Source organism: Arthrobacter sp. NPDC056727, assembly GCF_042790555.1.
Lineage (GTDB): Bacteria > Actinomycetota > Actinomycetes > Actinomycetales > Micrococcaceae > Arthrobacter.
In genome coordinates this window covers 104,593-121,927 of record NZ_JBHTZA010000012.1, presented here as the reverse complement: position 1 = coordinate 121,927, position 17,335 = coordinate 104,593, and the positions used below count along the sequence as shown (strand labels likewise).

Annotated in this window: 19 protein-coding genes; 13 read left to right on the top strand and 6 right to left on the bottom strand. The window is 67.9% G+C overall.

Going from position 1 to position 17,335, the window contains the following annotated elements:
• Positions 1-32: 32 nt before the first annotated feature.
• The 4 genes from ACFRAH_RS13770 to ACFRAH_RS13755 all read left to right on the top strand — a co-directional run bounded on the left by ACFRAH_RS13770 (position 33) and on the right by ACFRAH_RS13755 (position 3,097).
• A complete protein-coding gene (locus ACFRAH_RS13770; RefSeq protein WP_377991480.1) occupies positions 33-899 on the top strand; it encodes a transketolase in 867 nt (288 codons plus the stop codon).
• On the top strand, positions 896-1,909 hold the full coding sequence (locus tag ACFRAH_RS13765) for a transketolase family protein (protein WP_377991446.1): 1,014 nt from the start codon (positions 896-898) through the stop codon (positions 1,907-1,909). Before ACFRAH_RS13770 ends, ACFRAH_RS13765 begins: the two co-directional genes overlap by 4 nt.
• Before the next feature lie 122 nt (positions 1,910-2,031).
• Positions 2,032-2,685, top strand: coding sequence for a GntR family transcriptional regulator (locus tag ACFRAH_RS13760; protein ID WP_377991445.1), 654 nt, complete (start codon positions 2,032-2,034; stop codon positions 2,683-2,685).
• Between the two features lie 25 nt (positions 2,686-2,710).
• A complete protein-coding gene (locus tag ACFRAH_RS13755; RefSeq protein WP_377991444.1) occupies positions 2,711-3,097 on the top strand; it encodes an RNA-binding S4 domain-containing protein in 387 nt (128 codons plus the stop codon).
• 16 nt (positions 3,098-3,113) lie between these two features.
• Here ACFRAH_RS13755 and ACFRAH_RS13750 read toward each other — a convergent pair whose 3' ends face one another.
• From ACFRAH_RS13750 to ACFRAH_RS13735, 4 genes are all read right to left on the bottom strand, one after another.
• Positions 3,114-3,764: a dihydrofolate reductase family protein gene (locus ACFRAH_RS13750; protein ID WP_377991443.1), complete on the bottom strand. Its 651-nt coding sequence runs from the start codon at positions 3,762-3,764 to the stop codon at positions 3,114-3,116.
• Complete coding sequence (locus ACFRAH_RS13745) at positions 3,761-5,533, bottom strand: DUF4389 domain-containing protein (protein ID WP_377991442.1); 1,773 nt, start codon at positions 5,531-5,533, stop codon at positions 3,761-3,763. Before ACFRAH_RS13745 ends, ACFRAH_RS13750 begins: the two co-directional genes overlap by 4 nt.
• Positions 5,530-5,946: a hypothetical protein gene (locus ACFRAH_RS13740; RefSeq protein ID WP_377991441.1), complete on the bottom strand. Its 417-nt coding sequence runs from the start codon at positions 5,944-5,946 to the stop codon at positions 5,530-5,532. Before ACFRAH_RS13740 ends, ACFRAH_RS13745 begins: the two co-directional genes overlap by 4 nt.
• Before the next feature lie 213 nt (positions 5,947-6,159).
• On the bottom strand, positions 6,160-7,389 hold the full coding sequence (locus ACFRAH_RS13735) for a styrene monooxygenase/indole monooxygenase family protein (RefSeq protein WP_377991440.1): 1,230 nt from the start codon (positions 7,387-7,389) through the stop codon (positions 6,160-6,162).
• A 165-nt stretch (positions 7,390-7,554) separates the two neighbouring features.
• Here ACFRAH_RS13735 and ACFRAH_RS13730 point away from each other — a divergent pair, with 165 nt between their 5' ends.
• The 3 genes from ACFRAH_RS13730 to ACFRAH_RS13720 all read left to right on the top strand — a co-directional run bounded on the left by ACFRAH_RS13730 (position 7,555) and on the right by ACFRAH_RS13720 (position 9,643).
• Complete coding sequence (locus ACFRAH_RS13730; RefSeq protein ID WP_377991439.1) at positions 7,555-7,878, top strand: hypothetical protein; 324 nt, start codon at positions 7,555-7,557, stop codon at positions 7,876-7,878.
• A 150-nt stretch (positions 7,879-8,028) separates the two neighbouring features.
• Positions 8,029-8,646, top strand: a complete 618-nt coding sequence (locus ACFRAH_RS13725) for a uracil-DNA glycosylase (RefSeq protein ID WP_377991438.1) — start codon at positions 8,029-8,031, stop codon at positions 8,644-8,646.
• A gap of 10 nt (positions 8,647-8,656) precedes the next feature.
• Positions 8,657-9,643 carry a hypothetical protein gene (locus ACFRAH_RS13720; protein WP_377991437.1) on the top strand — a complete coding sequence of 329 codons (987 nt, stop codon included), beginning with the start codon at positions 8,657-8,659 and terminating at the stop codon, positions 9,641-9,643.
• Positions 9,644-9,671: 28 nt separating this feature from the next.
• On the opposite strand, the gene ACFRAH_RS13715 is transcribed toward ACFRAH_RS13720, so the two are convergent.
• Together ACFRAH_RS13715 and ACFRAH_RS13710 are read right to left on the bottom strand one after the other, a co-directional pair.
• Positions 9,672-10,943 (bottom strand): type II toxin-antitoxin system HipA family toxin, encoded by a 1,272-nt coding sequence (locus ACFRAH_RS13715; RefSeq protein ID WP_377991436.1) that lies wholly within the window; start codon positions 10,941-10,943, stop codon positions 9,672-9,674.
• A complete protein-coding gene (locus tag ACFRAH_RS13710; RefSeq protein WP_377991435.1) occupies positions 10,940-11,254 on the bottom strand; it encodes a type II toxin-antitoxin system Y4mF family antitoxin in 315 nt (104 codons plus the stop codon). Before ACFRAH_RS13710 ends, ACFRAH_RS13715 begins: the two co-directional genes overlap by 4 nt.
• A 235-nt stretch (positions 11,255-11,489) precedes the next feature.
• On the opposite strand from ACFRAH_RS13710, the gene ACFRAH_RS13705 reads away from it, so the two are divergent.
• From ACFRAH_RS13705 to ACFRAH_RS13680, 6 genes are all read left to right on the top strand, one after another.
• Positions 11,490-12,218, top strand: coding sequence for a phosphatase PAP2 family protein (locus ACFRAH_RS13705; protein WP_377991434.1), 729 nt, complete (start codon positions 11,490-11,492; stop codon positions 12,216-12,218).
• A 38-nt stretch (positions 12,219-12,256) separates the two neighbouring features.
• Complete coding sequence (locus tag ACFRAH_RS13700; protein ID WP_377991433.1) at positions 12,257-12,928, top strand: response regulator transcription factor; 672 nt, start codon at positions 12,257-12,259, stop codon at positions 12,926-12,928.
• Positions 12,925-13,923, top strand: a complete 999-nt coding sequence (locus ACFRAH_RS13695) for a sensor histidine kinase (protein WP_377991432.1) — start codon at positions 12,925-12,927, stop codon at positions 13,921-13,923. The genes ACFRAH_RS13700 and ACFRAH_RS13695 overlap by 4 nt, the downstream gene beginning before the upstream one ends.
• A gap of 103 nt (positions 13,924-14,026) precedes the next feature.
• Positions 14,027-14,755, top strand: coding sequence for a FadR/GntR family transcriptional regulator (locus ACFRAH_RS13690; protein WP_377991431.1), 729 nt, complete (start codon positions 14,027-14,029; stop codon positions 14,753-14,755).
• Positions 14,756-14,786: 31 nt separating this feature from the next.
• A complete protein-coding gene (locus tag ACFRAH_RS13685) occupies positions 14,787-15,845 on the top strand; it encodes an asparaginase (RefSeq protein ID WP_377991430.1) in 1,059 nt (352 codons plus the stop codon).
• Positions 15,846-15,882: 37 nt separating this feature from the next.
• Positions 15,883-17,316, top strand: a complete 1,434-nt coding sequence (locus tag ACFRAH_RS13680) for an aspartate ammonia-lyase (protein ID WP_377991429.1) — start codon at positions 15,883-15,885, stop codon at positions 17,314-17,316.
• The last annotated feature ends 19 nt before the right edge of the window (positions 17,317-17,335 follow it).

Here is a 17,335-nt window from a genome sequence, read left to right as displayed (position 1 = left end):
TGCACACCCAAGCACTCCCCACGAAGGAAGCAATGACCCAGGAAACCCCCGCTGAACGACTCGAACGGGTCAGCGCCGCGGCCTACCGGATCCGGCACCACGCACTGAACATGGGCGAGGTCCAGGGCCAGGGCTACGTCGGCCAGGCCCTGGGCGCGGCGGACATGCTCGCCGTCGTCTACGCCGACCAGCTCCGCTACCGCGCCGAGGACCCGCACTGGGAGGCCCGCGACCGGTTCCTGCTCTCCACCGGCCACTACGCGATCGGGCACTATGCGGCCCTGGCCGAGGCCGGCATCGTGCCCGTATCCGAGTTGGAGACCTACGGCTCCGATGACTCACGGCTGCCGATGTCCGGGATGTCCACCTACACCCCAGGCATGGAAATCTCCGGCGGGTCCCTGGGCCACGGGCTGACCATCGCCGTCGGCATGGCCCTGGGCCTGCGTTACCAGAGCTCCGGCTGCCGGGTGTTCAACTTCCTCTCCGACGGGGAACTGGACGAAGGCTCCACCTGGGAAGCCGCGATGGGCGCCCACCACCACCAGCTCGGCAACCTCACCGCCATGGTGGACATCAATGCCCTGCAGGCCGACGGCAAGACCGACACTGTGCTCCGCACCGAACCCATCACCGAAAAGTGGGAAGCCGCCGGCTGGTACACCCAGCGGGTGGACGGCAACGACGTCGCCGCGCTGCTGGCCGCATTCGACAACGCCGCCGCGCAGGCCGGCACCAACGGTCGGCCCTCCGTGATCCTCTGCGACACCAAGGTGGGCCGCGGCGTGCCGCTGCTGGAGGAACGCGAAAAGGCTCACTTCATGCGCATCGAAGAACACGAATGGCAGACCTGCCGCGAGCAGCTGACCGCAGGATACGAAGGAAAGGCCGCCCGATGAGCACCGCCACCACGGCCCCAGCCACCACAACGGCCCCCAAGCTGAAGACCTCGGCGATGATCGCGTCCTTCGCCGATCCGGGCCAGAAGACCGCCTCCGCCCCGTTCGGGCACGCCCTGGTCAAGGCCGCGCAGGAAAACGACAAGATCGTCGGCCTCACCGCGGACCTGGGCAAGTACACCGACATGCACATCTTCGCCAAGGCCTTCCCGGAGCGCTTCTTCCAGATGGGTATGGCCGAACAGCTCCTCTTCGGCGCGGCAGCCGGCCTGGCCGAAACCGGCCTGGTGCCGTTCGCGTCGACGTACTCGGTGTTCGCCGCCCGCCGCGCCTACGACTTCCTGTGCCTGGACGCGGCCGAACCGAACCTGAACGTCAACATCGTGGGCGGCCTCCCCGGCCTCACCACCGGCTACGGCCCCAGCCACCAGGCCACCGAGGACATGGCGATCTTCCGCGGCATGCCGAACCTGACCATCGTGGACCCCTGCGACTCCCTCGACATCGAACAGGCCGTCCCGCAGCTCGCAGCCAGCGAAGGACCCACCTACCTGCGCCTGCTCCGCGGCAACGTGCCCACCGTCCTGGACGAGTACGACTACACCTTCGAGCTCGGCAAGGCCAAGGTCCTGCGCGGCGGCAACGACGTCGTCTTCGTCTCCAGCGGACTGATGACCATGCGTGCCCTGCAGGCAGCGAAGGCACTGGAGGCACACAACGTGGACGTCGCCGTCGTCCATGCCCCCACCATCAAGCCGTTCGACGCCGAAACCGTCCTGGCCGAGATCAACACCGACCGGCTGGCCGTGACCCTGGAAAACCACAGCGTCATCGGCGGACTGTTCGAAACCGTCGCCTCCGCCGTCGTCACCGCAGGCCTCGGCAAGCGCGTGGTGCCGGTGGCGCTGCCCGACGAATTCCTCGACGCCGGCGCCCTGCCCACCCTCCACGAACGCTACGGCCTCTCGGTCCAGCGCATCGTGGCGAAGGTCCTCGCCGAACTCGGCTGACCTTCCTCCGCAATAGCAGTGCCACGGCAGGAGCGCCGGTAGCCAGCCCTCCGTTCCTGCCGTGGCATCATTGTTAACACAGCAACTGTAAACAGTCGACTTCTGACCCTGGGGAGAACCCGATGGCCACAACAGCCCTTTTGGGACTGGAAAAGAAAAGCCTCCGCGAGCAGGCTCTTGCCGCGTTGCGCACCGCCATCACCAGCGGCGCCCTCGAGCCTGGCCGGCACTTGGTGGAAACCGAGCTTTCCGAGATGCTGCAGATCAGCCGCGGAACCCTCCGGGAGGCCCTCCGGCAGCTCCAGCAGGAAGGCCTGGTATCCGCCGGGGCACGCGGCCGGCTGTCCGTGCGCCACCTGGATGCCAAGGAAATCCGTGACATCTACTCTGTCCGGGCAGCCCTGGAATCCCTCGCGGCCCGCACCCTGTGCGAACTGCCGGACCGCCAGCACGTCATCGGGTCGCTCCGGACAGCCATCCAGGCCATGGAGGCGGCCACCCACAGCACCATGGAGGAGCGGGTCGAATCCGACCTCGAGTTCCACCGCACCATGTGCCGGCTGACCGGCAACGAGACGCTGCTGCACTCCTGGGAATCCCTGGAGGGGTCCATCCGGATGTCCATCATGTTCGCCGGACCCGAAAAGGGCGTGCGGAACATGAGCGTGGAGCGCCATAACGACATCGTGGCCGCCATCGAGACCGGCGACGCCTCCCTGGCCCGCAACACGATCATCGAGCACATGGACACCGCCGCCTCGGTTCTGGTCGCGTAGGACCCGGCTATACTCGGCTGCAATCATGAGCAGCCTTCCCTCCGCCCCCAGCACCGTACGCGTCGACGCCTGGCTCTGGGCCATCCGCGCCTATAAGACAAGGTCCGCCGCCACTGCCGCCTGCCGCGCGGGGCATGTGCGCATCAACGGGAATCCGGCCAAGGCCTCACAGTCGCTGGTGCCCGGTGACACGGTGCGCGTCCGGCAGCCCGGCCATGAACGGATCCTCGAGGTGCGCCGGCTCATCGCCAAGCGCGTGGGCGCGGAGGCGGCTTCGCACTGTTTCACGGACCATACGCCTCCGCGGCCGGTGGCGCCGGCGCTCGGGCTGCCGCAGCGGGACCGCGGGACCGGACGTCCCACCAAGAAGGACCGCCGCGAGATGGAGCGGCTGCGGGGCTCCGGCGGCTAAAAGCAACGCGGGCACGTCAGTCCTTAACCTGCTCTCGGCCTTCCACCACCTCGAACTCCCCCACCTCCAGGTCAGCGGCGCCGAACGCGGCCGGCAGCAGGGTGAGGTGCACAGCACCGGAGGACGTCGCCTTGCTCCCGGCCAGGGTAAAGGCCGACGGCGTGACGCCGGGTTCGAAGAGGCGCTTGCCCTGACCGAGGACCACCGGGAAGATGACCAGCCGGTACTCGTCCACCAGCCCGGCGTCGTGCAGCGCACGGACCAGCCGGTGGCTGCCGTGGACCTGCAGCTCCCGGCCCGGGCCGGACTTGAGGTCGTCGACGGCCTCGAGGAAGTTCGCGGGGAGGATGGTGGTGTTGTTCCACGTTGCCTCGGTAAGCGATGAGGACACCACATACTTGGGCAGGCTGTTGAGCGCCTTGGCCACGGCGTCGTCCGGGTCCGTGACCTGCTCCCAGTAGGGCTGGAACATCTGGTACGTGGTGCGGCCCAGGAGAATGGCATCGGCTTCGGCGAACCACCCGTTCACGATCCTGCCCAGGTCCTCGTCGAAGAGCGGCACCAGCCAGCCGCCGAATTCGAAGCCGCCGCTGGTGTCCTCGTCCCTGCCGCCCGGGCCCTGCATGACTCCGTCGAGGCTCACGAAGGTGTGAACGGTGAGTTTCATGACGGCACTCTTGGTGGTGCGGCTGGTGGACCGACAGCCGGGGCTTCGCCCGGATCGACAGGTCCCATGTCCAGCCGGAACGGGGGATATTCGTCCCGCATCAGCGCAACGTAGGCCGCGACCCGGTAGACCCAGCGGTTGAGCCCGATCAGCAGGTCGAACAGGCTCCGGAGGTACCTGCCGGTGAACAGCAGAATGACGCCGGCGATGAAGGCCAGCAGCGACAGCAGCGAGACGGTGCTGCCTGCCGAGTAGTAGCCGCTGCCCCCGGCCATGTCATCATCCGGCGAAGCCACCCAGGTGCGTGAGCTTCCCACGAGCACGCCCACAATCAGCAGGTGCGGGATGGCGAGCAGCCAGGACTTCACCACCACCAGTCCGCGCGAGAGGTGCTCCGGATAGTCCACCTCAAAGTCTGCCGGGTAGTCGGTGCGGGCCAGGGTGAAGGGCGGATAGCGGTCCGTGCCGATGGCCGTGAACGCGTAGAAGGACACCCGCCAGCTCCAGCGCAGCACCCCCACATTGAAGTTGAACAGCGAGTGCGGGTAGCGGGCAGTGAACAGGATCGCGAACCACGCCACGATCGTGGTGACGATCAGGGCGAACCAGAGGAAGAACAAAACGATCAGGTGAGGGATCGCCAGGAACCACTTGACGAGCCACATCCACCGGGACAGCGCCGGGTCCACGTGGCCGGTCAGGCGGGCCGGGTACCTCGGGTTCTCGAGGCGGTCGACGACGGCGGGCGGCGGCGGTGCGCCCGCCCCGCCACCGGCGGCGGCATAGCCAAGGGCCGGGTAGCCAGGCGCCGGGTAACCGGGAGCCGGGTAGCCAGGCGCCGGGTGCGAAGCCGGCTGCATCCCCGGTGGCACAGGCGCGGTCCCGGGCGGAACGCCTGCACCTTCGCCCGGTACGGCGGAACTGGCCAGCGGACCGGTGACGCCGGCAGCGGCCGGAGGTGCCGCCGTCGGGGTTCCTGCTGCCGGCGTTCCCGGCGGCGGGCCGTGCCCGGCAACCGGAGGGCCGGCAGGATATTGGCCCGGCGGGTAGTGCCCGGCAGGATACTGCCCCGGGGGAATATGCGGCGGCGGGCCGTGCCGTCCCAGCCCCATGGCGCCGGCAACGATCAGCGGGACACCGATGACCAGCAACACGATGCCGGATATAAGCAGCCACAGGAACAGCGGCCAGAGCAGGTCGGACCGGACGCCGGCCTGCAGGTCCACTGACACCGGGGCCGTGGCGTCGGCATTCATGACCACCACGGTCCAGCTGCCGGGAAGGATGTTCCACTTGAGTTCCTGCGTGCCGGTGCCTTCGGCGGAAGCGACCCAGAAGTTCTGGGATCCGGGGCGGGCGGGCGTGCGTGTCCCGGGCACTTCGTTGTAGTCCACCCTGAAGGGCCGCAGATTCAGTTCCCGGATTTCGGAGCGCTTGACTCCCTCGAGGTAGCGCGCGGCGTCCTGTTGCGGTGCCACGCCAATGAAGATCCCCTTGCCCGGAGTGGCCGCCGACCCCCGGAGCAGGATGCTGCCGGCCGTATCCGAGGGAATGACGTCCGGCAGCCTGCCGCTGACCATGATGTCCATCCCGGCAGAGGTGATGGCGGCGGATGGCGCGTCGAACCGGTGCGCCTGGGTGGTGAAGTAGCCTTCGTCGCGCTGCTGGAAATTGAGCCAGCCCACGCCTGCGGCGCCGGCCAGCAGCCCGAGGCCCAGGAGGGCGGCGAGTGTGCCCAGGACCAGCATCACCATGCGCCCGGGTTTCATGCCGGTTCCTTGTCCAGTGCCCTGCGGCTGGTTTGTTCGCCGTGCTTGTGCTCGGTGTGCTTGTGGTCCGCATGCCGGTGATCGGGATGTTTGTGGTCAAGCCCCCGGGCGCCGGGCCGGGGATCGAGGATGCTGAGCCGGCATGGCTTCCCGGACGTGCCTTCCCCGCTGAGCTCGGTGATTTGCACAGGATCATGGAGCGCGGTGATGGTCTCCATCGCGGCGCGGGCCATGGTCAGGTCGAGGACGATTTCCTTGCCCGGCAGCAAAGTCCTGGCGCGCCGGGCAATGACGTAGAGAGCCCGGATGTTGGCCGGCGTCAGGGTGCCGCGGACCTCAATGCAGGCACGCTCCATGTTGGGGTCGATGTGGACCACGATCTTGAGGCGGTGATGGGTGGATGTATGGTCCATGGGAATCACGTCCCCGCGGCGGACCGCTGCCGCCCAAGGCGGCACGGTCCCTGCACTCGTAGGGACCGGATCTTAACGTTCATGGTCAACGCCTCCCCGACTTCGTTGTCGGAACCGTGTCACGTCCAGAATGCACCCTCTTCCCAGCGCTGGGAAGAGGGGCGGTGGAGCCCTGGCCAATACCGGTTCAGCCTGCCGGTTGGTTACCCGCGGTCAGGAGGTGGCGGTTGCCAGGTAGGCAGCGGCTTTGTCCGGGGTCATGAACCATTCCTGGTAGTCCGCCGGATTGTTGAACCCGTTGACGAACCTGCCGGCGATTTCCTGGGACTCATTGGCCGCCGCCAGGATTTCCAGGACATGCGGCGGCGGCGGAGCCAGAAGGGCGTTGGTCCACTGGGTGACGTGCCGGGCGTAGCTCCAGTAGTTTTCGAATGTGGCCTGCATGAAGGCAGCGTCGAAGGGAGCTTCTCCATGTTCCGTGATGCTCTGCAGGTACGAGGCCGCGCACCTGCTGGCGTTGTTCGAACCCTGGCCGGTGATCGGATCGTTGAGAACAACGACGTCGGCGAGGCCCAGCACCTGCCGGCCGTTGGCCAGCGTGGCAATGGGGTGGCGGACCGTGGGCGTGAATCGCCCCTGGAGGACGCCGTTCGGGTCCGTAAGTTCGACGTCGGAGGCCCGGTCCGTCTCCCACGGGAGGTACGTGTCCAGGATGTTTTTGGATGTCTCCAGGTGTTCCTGCGGAGTCAGGCCCTTCCAGCAGTCCATCGGGCCGCCGGGAACACCCTCGAACACCATGATTTCGCAGGGGCCGGTGCTGGTGAGTGCGGGGAAGGCGAAATATTCTCCGACGCCGGGAATCACGTTGAAGGACACAGCCGGGTACTCCGGCCTGGGTTCCATTCCGTTGACGTAGGTCAGGGCCAGCGCGCGCTGGGGCTGCTCGTAGGCACTCCGAGCGGCATCACGGGTGAAGAGCGTGGCTATATCGCCTTTGCCTGCCGCGACAATGACCAGGTCAGACTTCGAGGCATACCGCTCGAGATCCCCGACGCCGGCGTCCTCAAAGAGGAGCTCTCCGCCCCGGGCCACAAACTCTTCCATGAATCGCGGGAATTTGAGCCGCTGGTCAATGGATTTCGCAGGGCCGTCCAGCCGGGAGGCCCAGTTGATCGCTTTCTCTCCCCGCACCTCCGGGTGGGGAATGGTGAACGAGATCCCGTCCACCGTCGGAGCATCTGGCCAGAAGTCCAGGCCGAGAGTTCTTTCGTGTTCCAGGGCATCGTGGAAAATGCACTGGCTGGAAGAGACCTTGCCCTCAAGGATCTCTTGGGGCCTCCTGTTGGAAACCATGGTCACGTCGAACCCCGCGTCCAGCAGGCCGACTCCCAGCTGCAGCCCCGACTGCCCGGCTCCAACGATGGTGATGTGGCGCTGTGTCATATGTCGGCCCCTTGTCTTTCTACCCGATGAGTGTGCTTTCCAAGCGGTTCAAGATGTTGGCCCTTGAAGTATAGGAAATGGTCCACGCCGGACGGGTCCCTTTGGCCGGCGCAGGCATAAGCTACAACCAGAACGGATGTCCTCTACACCGCCGGAGTGGTCACTATGGGCACTGAATTCGCCGATGTCATCGATCATGATGTCACCACCATCACCTGCGTGTGCGGCAACACCGTCGGCAATGACGGGCTCATTCAGGCCAACTCGCACGGCGTCCCCGTTCACATCGGGCGGGACACTCCTGTCCCCGCAGGGTTGGCCGCGTGGCCCGACGATGAGGACCTCTATACCCTCTGCCCGTCATGCGGCCGCGTTTACCATGACACCGTCATCGAAGAGACAGGAACGGCGCCCGTTGCGCTCCGGGTCGATGTGGCCACTGGCCCGATCGCAGAGGCAATCCGGGTGCACTGGAGCCTCGACACTTAACGTCCTGGCCGTGGTGGCGGCCCTGTCTCCGTGCGCTTCTGCCGGGCCTCGCCGCCCGCGCACGGAATTGCCCGCGCACCCAATCCGGCACAAGCGTAGAGTGGCCTAAGACGCCTGATTCTTGGACGCCATGCAGCTAAGGGAGAAATCGTGACGATTGACTGGGACGAAAAGAAAGCCCTGCTACAGGAACCGAACATCGCAGCTGTGACACAACTGTGCGATGAACTCATGGAGAAAAAGCCGGGATCGACCGTTCCATACATCGACCCCGTGCATGACGAGGACGAATGCCGGATTGTCAGCCTCCAGGTCAGCCCGGGCAAGGGAACCGAGTCCGGTTTCGTCTCCCATTTCAACGACGACGAGGCCGCCCGGCGCGCCACCCAGATCTACGAGCTCGCCGAACTGGACCCGCGCTACGTGATGCCGTGGAACGCCTACCCCTGGGTGCGCGACCCGGACATGCCCTCGGCCCTCAGTGTCCAGGAAAAGACTGATGGACTCCGCCCCTTCCGGCAGTTCATGAAGATCAACAGGCGCGTCTCGGCCATCATCGCCCACGGGACCGACGCCGCGACCTTCCTGACCCTCTTCGAGAAGACCTACCACTCCTCACTCAAGAACAACGGAATCAAAATCTACAAGGCCAGCGCGCTCGGCGGGCGGGCCTTTGCTGTGTCCGAGGCCAAGCAGGAGGAACTCCTGACCAAGAGCGTGGACGTCTACAAAGACGCCATGCAGCGCGCGGGCATCCAGCACCTGTAAGAGCCCGGTTTTGGGCTGGATTAACCGCGTGCTCGACTGGCTGCTCGAATCCGACCCCTCGATCCGGTGGCAGGTCCTGCGCGACCTGACCGATGCGCCGGATGAAGCGGTGCGCGCCGAACGTGCCCGGGTGGCGGTTGAAGGTTGGGGCGCGCGCCTGCTCGCCCTGCAGGGCGACGACGGCCAGTGGGACGGAGGCACCTTTTTCCCGGTCCCGTATGACGGCTCCGAGCCGGGCCAGCCCTGGACTGCCACCACCTACAGCCTCCTGATTCTGCGCGACCTCGGACTCGACCCGGGCAGCGAAGAGGCCCGCGCCGCGGTCCGGAAAGTACGGGAGAACAGCCGCTGGGAGGAAGGCGGCCAGCGGTTCTTCGACGGCGAGGTGGAGCCCTGCATCAACGGCAAGGCCGTGGCCCTCGGCGCCTACTTCGGCGAGAGCGTCGACGGCATCGTCCGGCGGCTCCTCGGCGAGCAGCTCGACGACGGCGGCTGGAACTGCGAGGCGGAGCGGGGGTCCGTGCGCTCGTCGTTCGCCACCACCATCAACGTGCTGGAGGGGCTGCTGGAACATGAACGGGCCACCGGCGGATCTCCGGAGTCCGTTGCGGCGCGCCGGCGGGGCGAGGAGTACCTGCTGGAACGTTCACTGCTGCGGCGCAAGAGCACCGGCGAGCTCGCGGACCCGGACTGGCTCCGGTTTTCCTACCCGACCCGCTGGTTCTACGACGCGCTGCGGGGCCTCGATTACTTCCGGGACGCGTACTTCCAGGATGACGGTGTGGGGGATGGGGGCGGGTCGCCGGACAGCCGACTCGACGAGGCCGTCTCGCTGGTCCGTTCAAAACGGCAGCCCGACGGAACCTGGCTGCTTGAGAACAGCCACCCCGGCCGCATCCACTTCGCCATGGAGGACGGCGACGGCCGGCCCAGCCGCTGGAACACCCTGCGTGCCCTGCGGGTACTCAGATGGTTCGACGGCGGGCCGGATCTTTAGGCGGTCCGGGACTTTGGCTTTCCGGGGCTTATCCCTCCAGCAGCCTGCGCCGGTGTCTGAGCTCCTTGACCCACGCCCTGGTGACCATGTCGGGAAAAGGCGAGGCGCCGCCGTCGTCCGTTGAAACGGAGCCGGCTGAAACAGCAGCCCTTGAGACGTCAGCAGTGGACGCAAAGGCCGATCCGGCCTCCAGGTCCGCGAGCAGCGGGCCCGCGGCCTTCAGCGCCAGGTCCAGCGCCTGCACGGCAGTGCGTTCGGGCAGCCCAAGGCCCGTGGCCCAGGCCAGGAAGTGCTTGCGGGAGATGCCGCTGCGCTTGCCGCCGAGGGTCAGCGCGAGCGTCTTGTCCCCGTAAACCACTGTGGAGGGGATGTCGTAAACGGGGGCGATGGACCACTCCCCGTGCGGCTGCTGCACCATGGACACGTTCTTCGCGTGCAGGTCGCCGTTGCCGCTCAGGAGGGCGAAGGCTGCCTGGATGGCGAGGTTCCGGAGTGCCGGCAGCGGCGCCGCACAGTATTCGGCGAGCGCATGGCACACGGTTCCAAACCCCACGTTGTACTTGTCCGCCGGGTACAGCTTCAGCACCTGGGCGCCGTCCTCGACGGCGAGGCGCTGCACCGCGTCGGTCCCGCGTTCCAGCGGCACGCGGTCGAACCGCTCCACCAGCAGGCCCGGCCGGCCGGCGAGGTCGCGCATCAGCTGCACCCGGCTCAGCGGAATCCGCAGCTTAGCCGCGTAGCGGAACATGATGAACTCGTTCTCCACCACATGCGGGAACTCGGGGGCGTTGAGCTTGAGGATGAAGCGCCGCCCCGCACTGGCCACCGGCATCGAAATCATCCCGGCGGACAACTTGTCCTGCACACCGGCGAGCGCCACCGGATCGATCAGGCCCGAGTCCCCCAGCAGCTCGTCGAAATCGACAGGCCTGCGCGGGTCCACCTCGACGGCGTGCTCCTCGGGATCCAGCGGCTCCCCGTGGCCCACGATCTGCACGTCACCCACCGGGTTGCCGCCCGCGGCGATCAGCAGCGAGAGGTCGTCGTCGGCGCTGGTCTTGATGGACCGGCGCAGCGCGTTCAGCCGCCGGCCCTCCGGCAGCAGACCGGTGAAGTACGGGGGCGCGGCACCTGCCCCGGACAGCACCGGTTCCGGCGACAGCGGCAGCGAACTCGCCACCGCGGGGCTGCCGCCCTGCAGGTAGGCGGGCAGATAGCTGAACTTCGTGCCGCCGTCGTGCCGTTCCAGCCGGGCGGCCAGGACTCCCCGCTTGTAGATGTCAGCGACGCGGTGCCTCATTGCCGGGCCTCCCGTTCACCGGGTTCGTCAACTTCCGGTGCGGCGGCCGACGGCGGCTGGGTTACCAGTGGCTGTGCCACCAGTGCGCGGGCGGCGGCGCTGGTCCGGGTGGCCAGCCGGAGCTCGAGCCCGAGCGTGCCCAGCAAGGCAAGCAGAGTGTCCATCCGGAGGCTCGGCTTGCCCCGCTCCACGAACCGGACGAAGCGTTCGGAGACGCCGGCCATGTCGGCGAGGTCCTGCTGGCTCAGGCGGAGTGCGGTGCGGCGGGCGCGGACGGCCGCGGCAAGTTGAGCGGCAAAGGAGTTGGCCACGGCGCCTCCTCAGTAATTAGGAACGATCGTGCCGGTTGGGTTCTGGCTACAGCGTACGCCCGGTGCGGACCGCCTCACAAGGACCATATCGGCACGATCGTACCGCTGCCGCTAACTGGCATCTATGCCTGCGGAAGGTTCTTAGAGATTTCTTGGGACCCTGCTTCCACACTTGAAACAGGCAAGCATCAACGCTGCCGCGGTAAGAAAAGGACGGCCTGTGGGCAGGGTGGAAATGGCGAGTGGGATCACGGCGGAGCGTACGCGGTTGGCGGTACTGCCGCAGTTGAGGCACTGGATCGCGCTCCCGCTGGTGTTCGCCGTGCTGATTGTGGCCGCAGGGCTGGCCTTGCGGTCCGACCCGGCCTTCACGGCCGCCGAATTCTCCGTTGATGCCACCCTGAGCCACCACCATACGCCGCCGCGGACCGCGATCGCACTGATGGTTAATGTCGTCTTCAGTCCCGTGGCCGGCGCGCTGATGATCGCCGGGATCTGCCTGTTCCTGCTCCTGGTTCGCCGAAGCCCGGTGAATGCGGTGGCCACCGGCCTGGTGGCGGCGGGCTCCTGGGTCAGCAGCGAGCTGTTCAAGCTCACTGTCGCCCGCCACCGGCCCGACTCCGCTGCGCTTTTCGACCCCCTGACCCCGGAGCCCGGCACCGACAGCTTCCCAAGCGGGCACACCGCCCTCGCCGTGGCCATCGTCATCGCCCTGTTCCTGCTGGCGCGGGGCACCCGCTGGCAATGGCCCGTCCTGGTGACGGGAGCGGCGGTAGCCGTGACGGTCGCGCTTTCGCGCATCTACCTGGGCGTCCACTACCCCACCGACGTCGCGGCGTCGTTCCTGACCTCCTTGACCGGGGCCTCCTTCATCACGGGCCTGTGGAACAAGTACGGGCTGGCGGTCCTCGCGCGCCTGCCGTTCCTGGCCCGGCTGGGACCGGTTCCCGCCCCGGCCTCCTGAGCAGCGGCACCTTGTCGGATTGGGACAGAATGGCAGTCATGGACGCGAACCGGAAGAAGCGCGTGCTGCTGGTGGAGGATGACCGGCAGCTCGGGCCCCTCATCGCCGAACTCATCGGGGACGACTTCGACGTGACCCTGGTCCGGGACGGCCGGCAGGGACTGCACCTCGGGCTCACCCGGGAGTGGGATGCCCTGGTGGTGGACCGCGGACTCCCCCTTCTCGACGGCGCAGCCCTGGTCACCGCGCTGCGGGACAAGGGCGTGACCGCGCCGGTGCTGATCCTCACGGCGCTCGGCACCGTGCAGGACAAGGTGGACGGCCTGGACGCCGGCGCCAATGACTACCTGGTGAAGCCGTTCGACGCCGCCGAGCTCGCCGCCCGGCTCCGCGCCCTCACACGCACTTTCCATCCGCCGCTGCGGCCCCTGCCGCTCGGGGACTGGACGTACGACGCCGCCGCCCGGCTCCTGCTTTCACCTTACGGTGACCGCGTATCGCTGTCCCCCCGGGAAGGGTCGCTGCTGGAGGTGCTGGCCGCCGAGCCGGAACGGGTCTTCTCCCGGGCCGAGCTCCTCGGCAAGGTGTTCTCGGCGGCGGACCAGCCGGGCGCCGTCGACACGTACGTGCACTACCTCCGCCGGAAGGCGGGCCGGGACATCATCCGCACCGTGCACGGCGCCGGATACCAGTTGGGAGACCCATCGTGAATGCGTCGGACGCCGACCGGCTGATCCTGCGGACCGCCGCCCGCAAGGTGAGTGCCCAGATCGCGCTGGTATGCGCCGCGAGCGTCGCCGTCGTGATCCTGGCGCTGGTGCTGTTTGCGCTCTACCGTTCCCAGCCCGCCGAACTCGTGCAGCACCCCGCCGGTGCCGGCCGGATCTACATTGACGAAGCCGATGGCCTGCTGGCGCTGGTCCTTGGCGGCGCGCTGGGCGTGGTGCTCGCAGCCGCCGCCGGCCTGGTCAGCGCCAGGAGCGCCGTGAAACCGCTCGGCGAAGCACTGGCCGCGCAGCGGCGCTTCGTCCAGGATGCCAGCCATGAGCTGCGGACCCCGCTGGCAGTACTCGACGCCCGCCTGCAGCTCGCCCAGCGCAAGGCCGGACCAGACAGCCCGGCCGCCCCGGCGCTGGCCCGGCTCCGCCAGGACAGTGCCGGGCTCGCGGAACTGGTGGATGATCTGCTGCTGATGTCCGCCTCCGCGTCCGCCGCATCGGCCGAGAACCCGGAACCGACGGATGTGGCGGCGCTGGTCCCGGCCGTGACGGACGATCTTCGCCTCCTCGCCCGGGAAGCCGGCATTGTGCTGGAGTGCTCCGTTGACGCCGGGGCTGCGGGGCCGCCGCGTGTACTCCTTCCCGCGCACCTGCTGCGGCGGATGGTCACGGCGCTCGTGGAGAATGCACTCTCCCACACGCCCGAGTCCGGCCGGATCGGCGTCGCCGTCTCGACCGCCGGCCGGAAAGTCCGGATCACGGTCCGGGACACCGGCCCCGGAATCGTGGGCATCGAACCCGACCGGGTATTCGAGCGGTTTGCCCGCGGAAGGTTGGCCGGGCACAGTCCGGCACGGCCCAGCTACGGAATAGGGCTGGCACTGGTGAAGGACGCCGCCCTCCGCCACGGCGGCGACGTCACGGTGGCAGAAACCGGGGCCGAGGGAACCGTCCTGAGCCTGGAACTGCCCGCAGCCTCGCCGTGAGCGGACTCATCGAACGCACTCCGGGCGGACGCGGCTAAACGCCGGCTTCATTCAGGCAGGACCGGGTTGACACCCGCGTGTGATCCGTGCCATATTCTTAATCGTGAACCTGTCAGACAGCCGGACAGCCGGACAGCGCGGCGATCAACCGAGCGGAGCAAGCACCTTTCCGCTGGCGCGCCTCAGTGCAGCCGAAGCCGTCTTCAACGCCATCCGCGGTGACATCCAAAGCGGGGCTCTGTCCGTTGGATCCAAGCTCAGCTCGGAGGCAGCCTTGGCGGCACAGTACGGTGTGAGCCGCTCCGTGATCCGCGAGGCGCTGCGCTCCTGCACCGCCCTCGGCCTGACAGTGACCAGGACCGGGCGGGGCACGTTCGTCGTGGCCGACCATGTGGCCAACGACCTCGTCCTGGGCCAGTTCTCAGCCCGGGACCTCACCGAGGCCCGGCCGCACATCGAAGTTCCCGCAGCAGGCCTGGCCGCCGAGCGCCGCACCGCAGAGGACCTGGAAATCCTCCGCGGCATGATGGCATCGATGGCCGCGGAGACCGATCCGGAAGCCTGGGTCGCCCTCGATTCGGCGTTCCATGCAGCCATCGCCCGCGCCAGCGGCAACAAGGTGTTCGAGAGCGTGGTGGCGGACATCCGCGATGCCCTCGCGCACCAGTCCGAAACCCTCAACATGGTGGCCGACCGCCAGCACGCCTCCGACGTCGAGCACCTGCAGATCCTCGACGCCATCGAAGCCGGCTCATCAGCAGACGCCAGCGCCGCCATGGCCGGGCACCTGCGCGCCGTCGGCGAAGCGCTCGACTCCATCCTTAGTCAATAACACCAGCAGCAAACCACCACCCAAGGACTCCATGCCCTCCCCCGCCATGCCCGTAAGCCCTCAATCGGCCGTGCCCGCAAGTGCCGCAGCCTCCGCTGCACGTCTTCCGCGGCACGAGCCCCTCGCCTTCCAGACCCGTAACGGCATGGTGGAAAGCGTCCATTACGGCTCCCTGATCGCTACCGCGCCCGGCGGCCGCACCCTGCTCTCCGCCGGCGAACCCCAGGCCGCGTTCTACCCGCGGTCCTCCCTCAAGCCGCTGCAGTCCGTGGCCATGGTCCGGGCCGGGCTGGATCTGCCCGCCGACCTGCTGGCCCTCACCGCCGCCAGCCACTCCGGCGCCGCCCGGCACCTCGACGGCGCCAACCGCATCCTGGAACTCCACGGGCTCACCCCTGCGGCCCTCGAAAACAGCACCGACCTCCCCTACGGCGTCCGTGAGCGCGAGGAGTGGCTGCGCGAGGGTGGCAGGCCCACCCAGCTGGCACAGAACTGCTCCGGCAAGCACGCCGCCATGGCCGCCACCTGCGTCATCAACGGCTGGCCGGTCCAGGGCTACCTCGACCCCTCCCACCCGCTGCAAAAGCTCGTTGCCGAAACCGTCACCGAGCTGACCGGCGAGGAACCTGCCGGCATCAGCACCGACGGCTGCGGCACCCCGCTGTTCGCCCTCACCCTTGCCGGCATGGCCCGCGCCTTCGGCCGCCTCGCTTCGGCCGAAGGGCCGGACGGTGTCTCCGACGGCGGTGCGCCCGCCCCCGAAAGCCCGGAAGCCGCCGTCGCACATTCCATGCGCCGCCACCCGGAAATGGTGGCCGGCGAGGGCCGCGATGTCACGGAGCTTATGCGCCTCCTGCCCGGCGCCTTGGCGAAGGACGGCTTCGAGGGCATCCAGCTGGTGGGGCTGCCGGACGGCCGGGCCGTCGCCGTCAAGATTTCCGACGGCGGCGACCGGGCCCGGATGCCCGTCACCGTCCGCGCGCTGGGGGCGCTCGAGGTCGACACTTCTGCCCTTGCGGGCATCGCCACCGGCGTGGTCCTGGGCGGCGGCCACCCCGTGGGCCTGCTGCAGGCCGCAGATTTTTCCTAACTGTCCCCGACCGACGACGTTCATTAAGGACCTCCATATGACCGAAACCCAAACCCTGCCGGACGCCCCTCCCCTGTCCGGCATGCGCTCCGAGCACGACCTGCTCGGTGACCGCGACATCCCCGCCGGCGCATACTGGGGCGTCCACACGCTCCGCGCCGTGGAAAACTTTCCCATCACCGGCCAGCCGCTCTCCACCAACATGCACCTGGTCCGCGGCCTCGCCGCCGTGAAGCTCGCGGCGGCCCGCACCAACCTCGAACTCGGGCTGCTCGACGCCGAACGCGCCGCAGCCATCGAACAGGCCTGCACCGATGTGATGAACGGTGCGCTCAGCGAACAGTTCGTCGTTGACGTGATCCAGGGCGGCGCCGGAACGTCATCGAACATGAACGCCAACGAGGTCATCGCCAACCGGGCCCTGGAAATCCTGGGCCACCCCAAGGGCGACTACGCCCGGCTGCACCCCAACGACCACGTGAACCTCAGCCAGTCCACCAACGACGTCTACCCCACCGCAGTGAAGCTCGGCACCATCTTCGCCGCCCGCGAGCTGCTCTCCGCCCTGGCCGAACTCGAAGAGGCCTTCGCCGCCAAAGCCCTCGAATTCCGCACGGTCGTCAAAATGGGCCGCACCCAACTCCAGGACGCCGTCCCCATGACCCTGGGCCAGGAATTCGGCACCTACGCCGTGACCATCGGCGAGGACCGGCTCCGCCTGGCCGAGGCGGACCTGCTCATCCACGAGATCAACCTCGGCGCCACCGCCATCGGCACCGGACTCAACGCCCCCGCCGGCTACGCCGAGGCCGCCTGCCGCCACCTCGCCGAGATCACCGGGCTGCCCCTGGTCACCGCCGTCGACCTCATCGAAGCCACCCAGGACGTAGGCGCCTTCGTCCACCTCTCCGGCGTACTCAAACGCGTGGCCGTCAAGCTCTCCAAGATCTGCAACGACCTCCGCCTGCTCTCCTCCGGACCACGCGCCGGCCTCGGCGAGATCAACCTGCCCGCCGTCCAGTCCGGATCCTCCATCATGCCCGGCAAGATCAACCCGGTGATCCCGGAAATGGTCAGCCAGGTCGCCTACGAAGTCATCGGCAACGACGTCACCATCACCATGGCCGCCGAAGCCGGGCAGCTCCAACTCAACGCCTTCGAACCGATCATCGTGCACAGCCTGCACAAAAGCATCTCGCACCTCGAAGCAGCCTGCCGCACCCTCACGGCCCGCTGCGTCCGCGGCATCACCGCCAACACCGAACGGCTGCGCCTCACCGTGGAACAGTCCATCGGCCTGGTCACGGCCCTCAACCCGCACCTGGGCTACGCCACCGCCACCGCCATCGCGCAGGAAGCCCTGGCCACCGGCCGCGGCGTGGCCGAACTGGTCCTGGAACACGGACTGCTCACCCAAACCCAGCTGCAGGAGCTCCTCAGCCCCGAACGCCTGGCAAACCTCAGCAAGTAACGGCCAACCCCCAACCGTA

Coding starts and splice junctions, on each gene's coding strand:
- ACFRAH_RS13770 (WP_377991480.1), top strand. CDS start 33: ATGACCCAGGAAACCCCCGCTGAACGACTCGAACGGGTCAGCGCCGCG.
- ACFRAH_RS13765 (WP_377991446.1), top strand. CDS start 896: ATGAGCACCGCCACCACGGCCCCAGCCACCACAACGGCCCCCAAGCTG.
- ACFRAH_RS13760 (WP_377991445.1), top strand. CDS start 2,032: ATGGCCACAACAGCCCTTTTGGGACTGGAAAAGAAAAGCCTCCGCGAG.
- ACFRAH_RS13755 (WP_377991444.1), top strand. CDS start 2,711: ATGAGCAGCCTTCCCTCCGCCCCCAGCACCGTACGCGTCGACGCCTGG.
- ACFRAH_RS13750 (WP_377991443.1), bottom strand. CDS start 3,764: ATGAAACTCACCGTTCACACCTTCGTGAGCCTCGACGGAGTCATGCAG.
- ACFRAH_RS13745 (WP_377991442.1), bottom strand. CDS start 5,533: ATGAAACCCGGGCGCATGGTGATGCTGGTCCTGGGCACACTCGCCGCC.
- ACFRAH_RS13740 (WP_377991441.1), bottom strand. CDS start 5,946: ATGGACCATACATCCACCCATCACCGCCTCAAGATCGTGGTCCACATC.
- ACFRAH_RS13735 (WP_377991440.1), bottom strand. CDS start 7,389: ATGACACAGCGCCACATCACCATCGTTGGAGCCGGGCAGTCGGGGCTG.
- ACFRAH_RS13730 (WP_377991439.1), top strand. CDS start 7,555: ATGGGCACTGAATTCGCCGATGTCATCGATCATGATGTCACCACCATC.
- ACFRAH_RS13715 (WP_377991436.1), bottom strand. CDS start 10,943: ATGAGGCACCGCGTCGCTGACATCTACAAGCGGGGAGTCCTGGCCGCC.
- ACFRAH_RS13705 (WP_377991434.1), top strand. CDS start 11,490: ATGGCGAGTGGGATCACGGCGGAGCGTACGCGGTTGGCGGTACTGCCG.
- ACFRAH_RS13700 (WP_377991433.1), top strand. CDS start 12,257: ATGGACGCGAACCGGAAGAAGCGCGTGCTGCTGGTGGAGGATGACCGG.
- ACFRAH_RS13685 (WP_377991430.1), top strand. CDS start 14,787: ATGCCCTCCCCCGCCATGCCCGTAAGCCCTCAATCGGCCGTGCCCGCA.
- ACFRAH_RS13680 (WP_377991429.1), top strand. CDS start 15,883: ATGACCGAAACCCAAACCCTGCCGGACGCCCCTCCCCTGTCCGGCATG.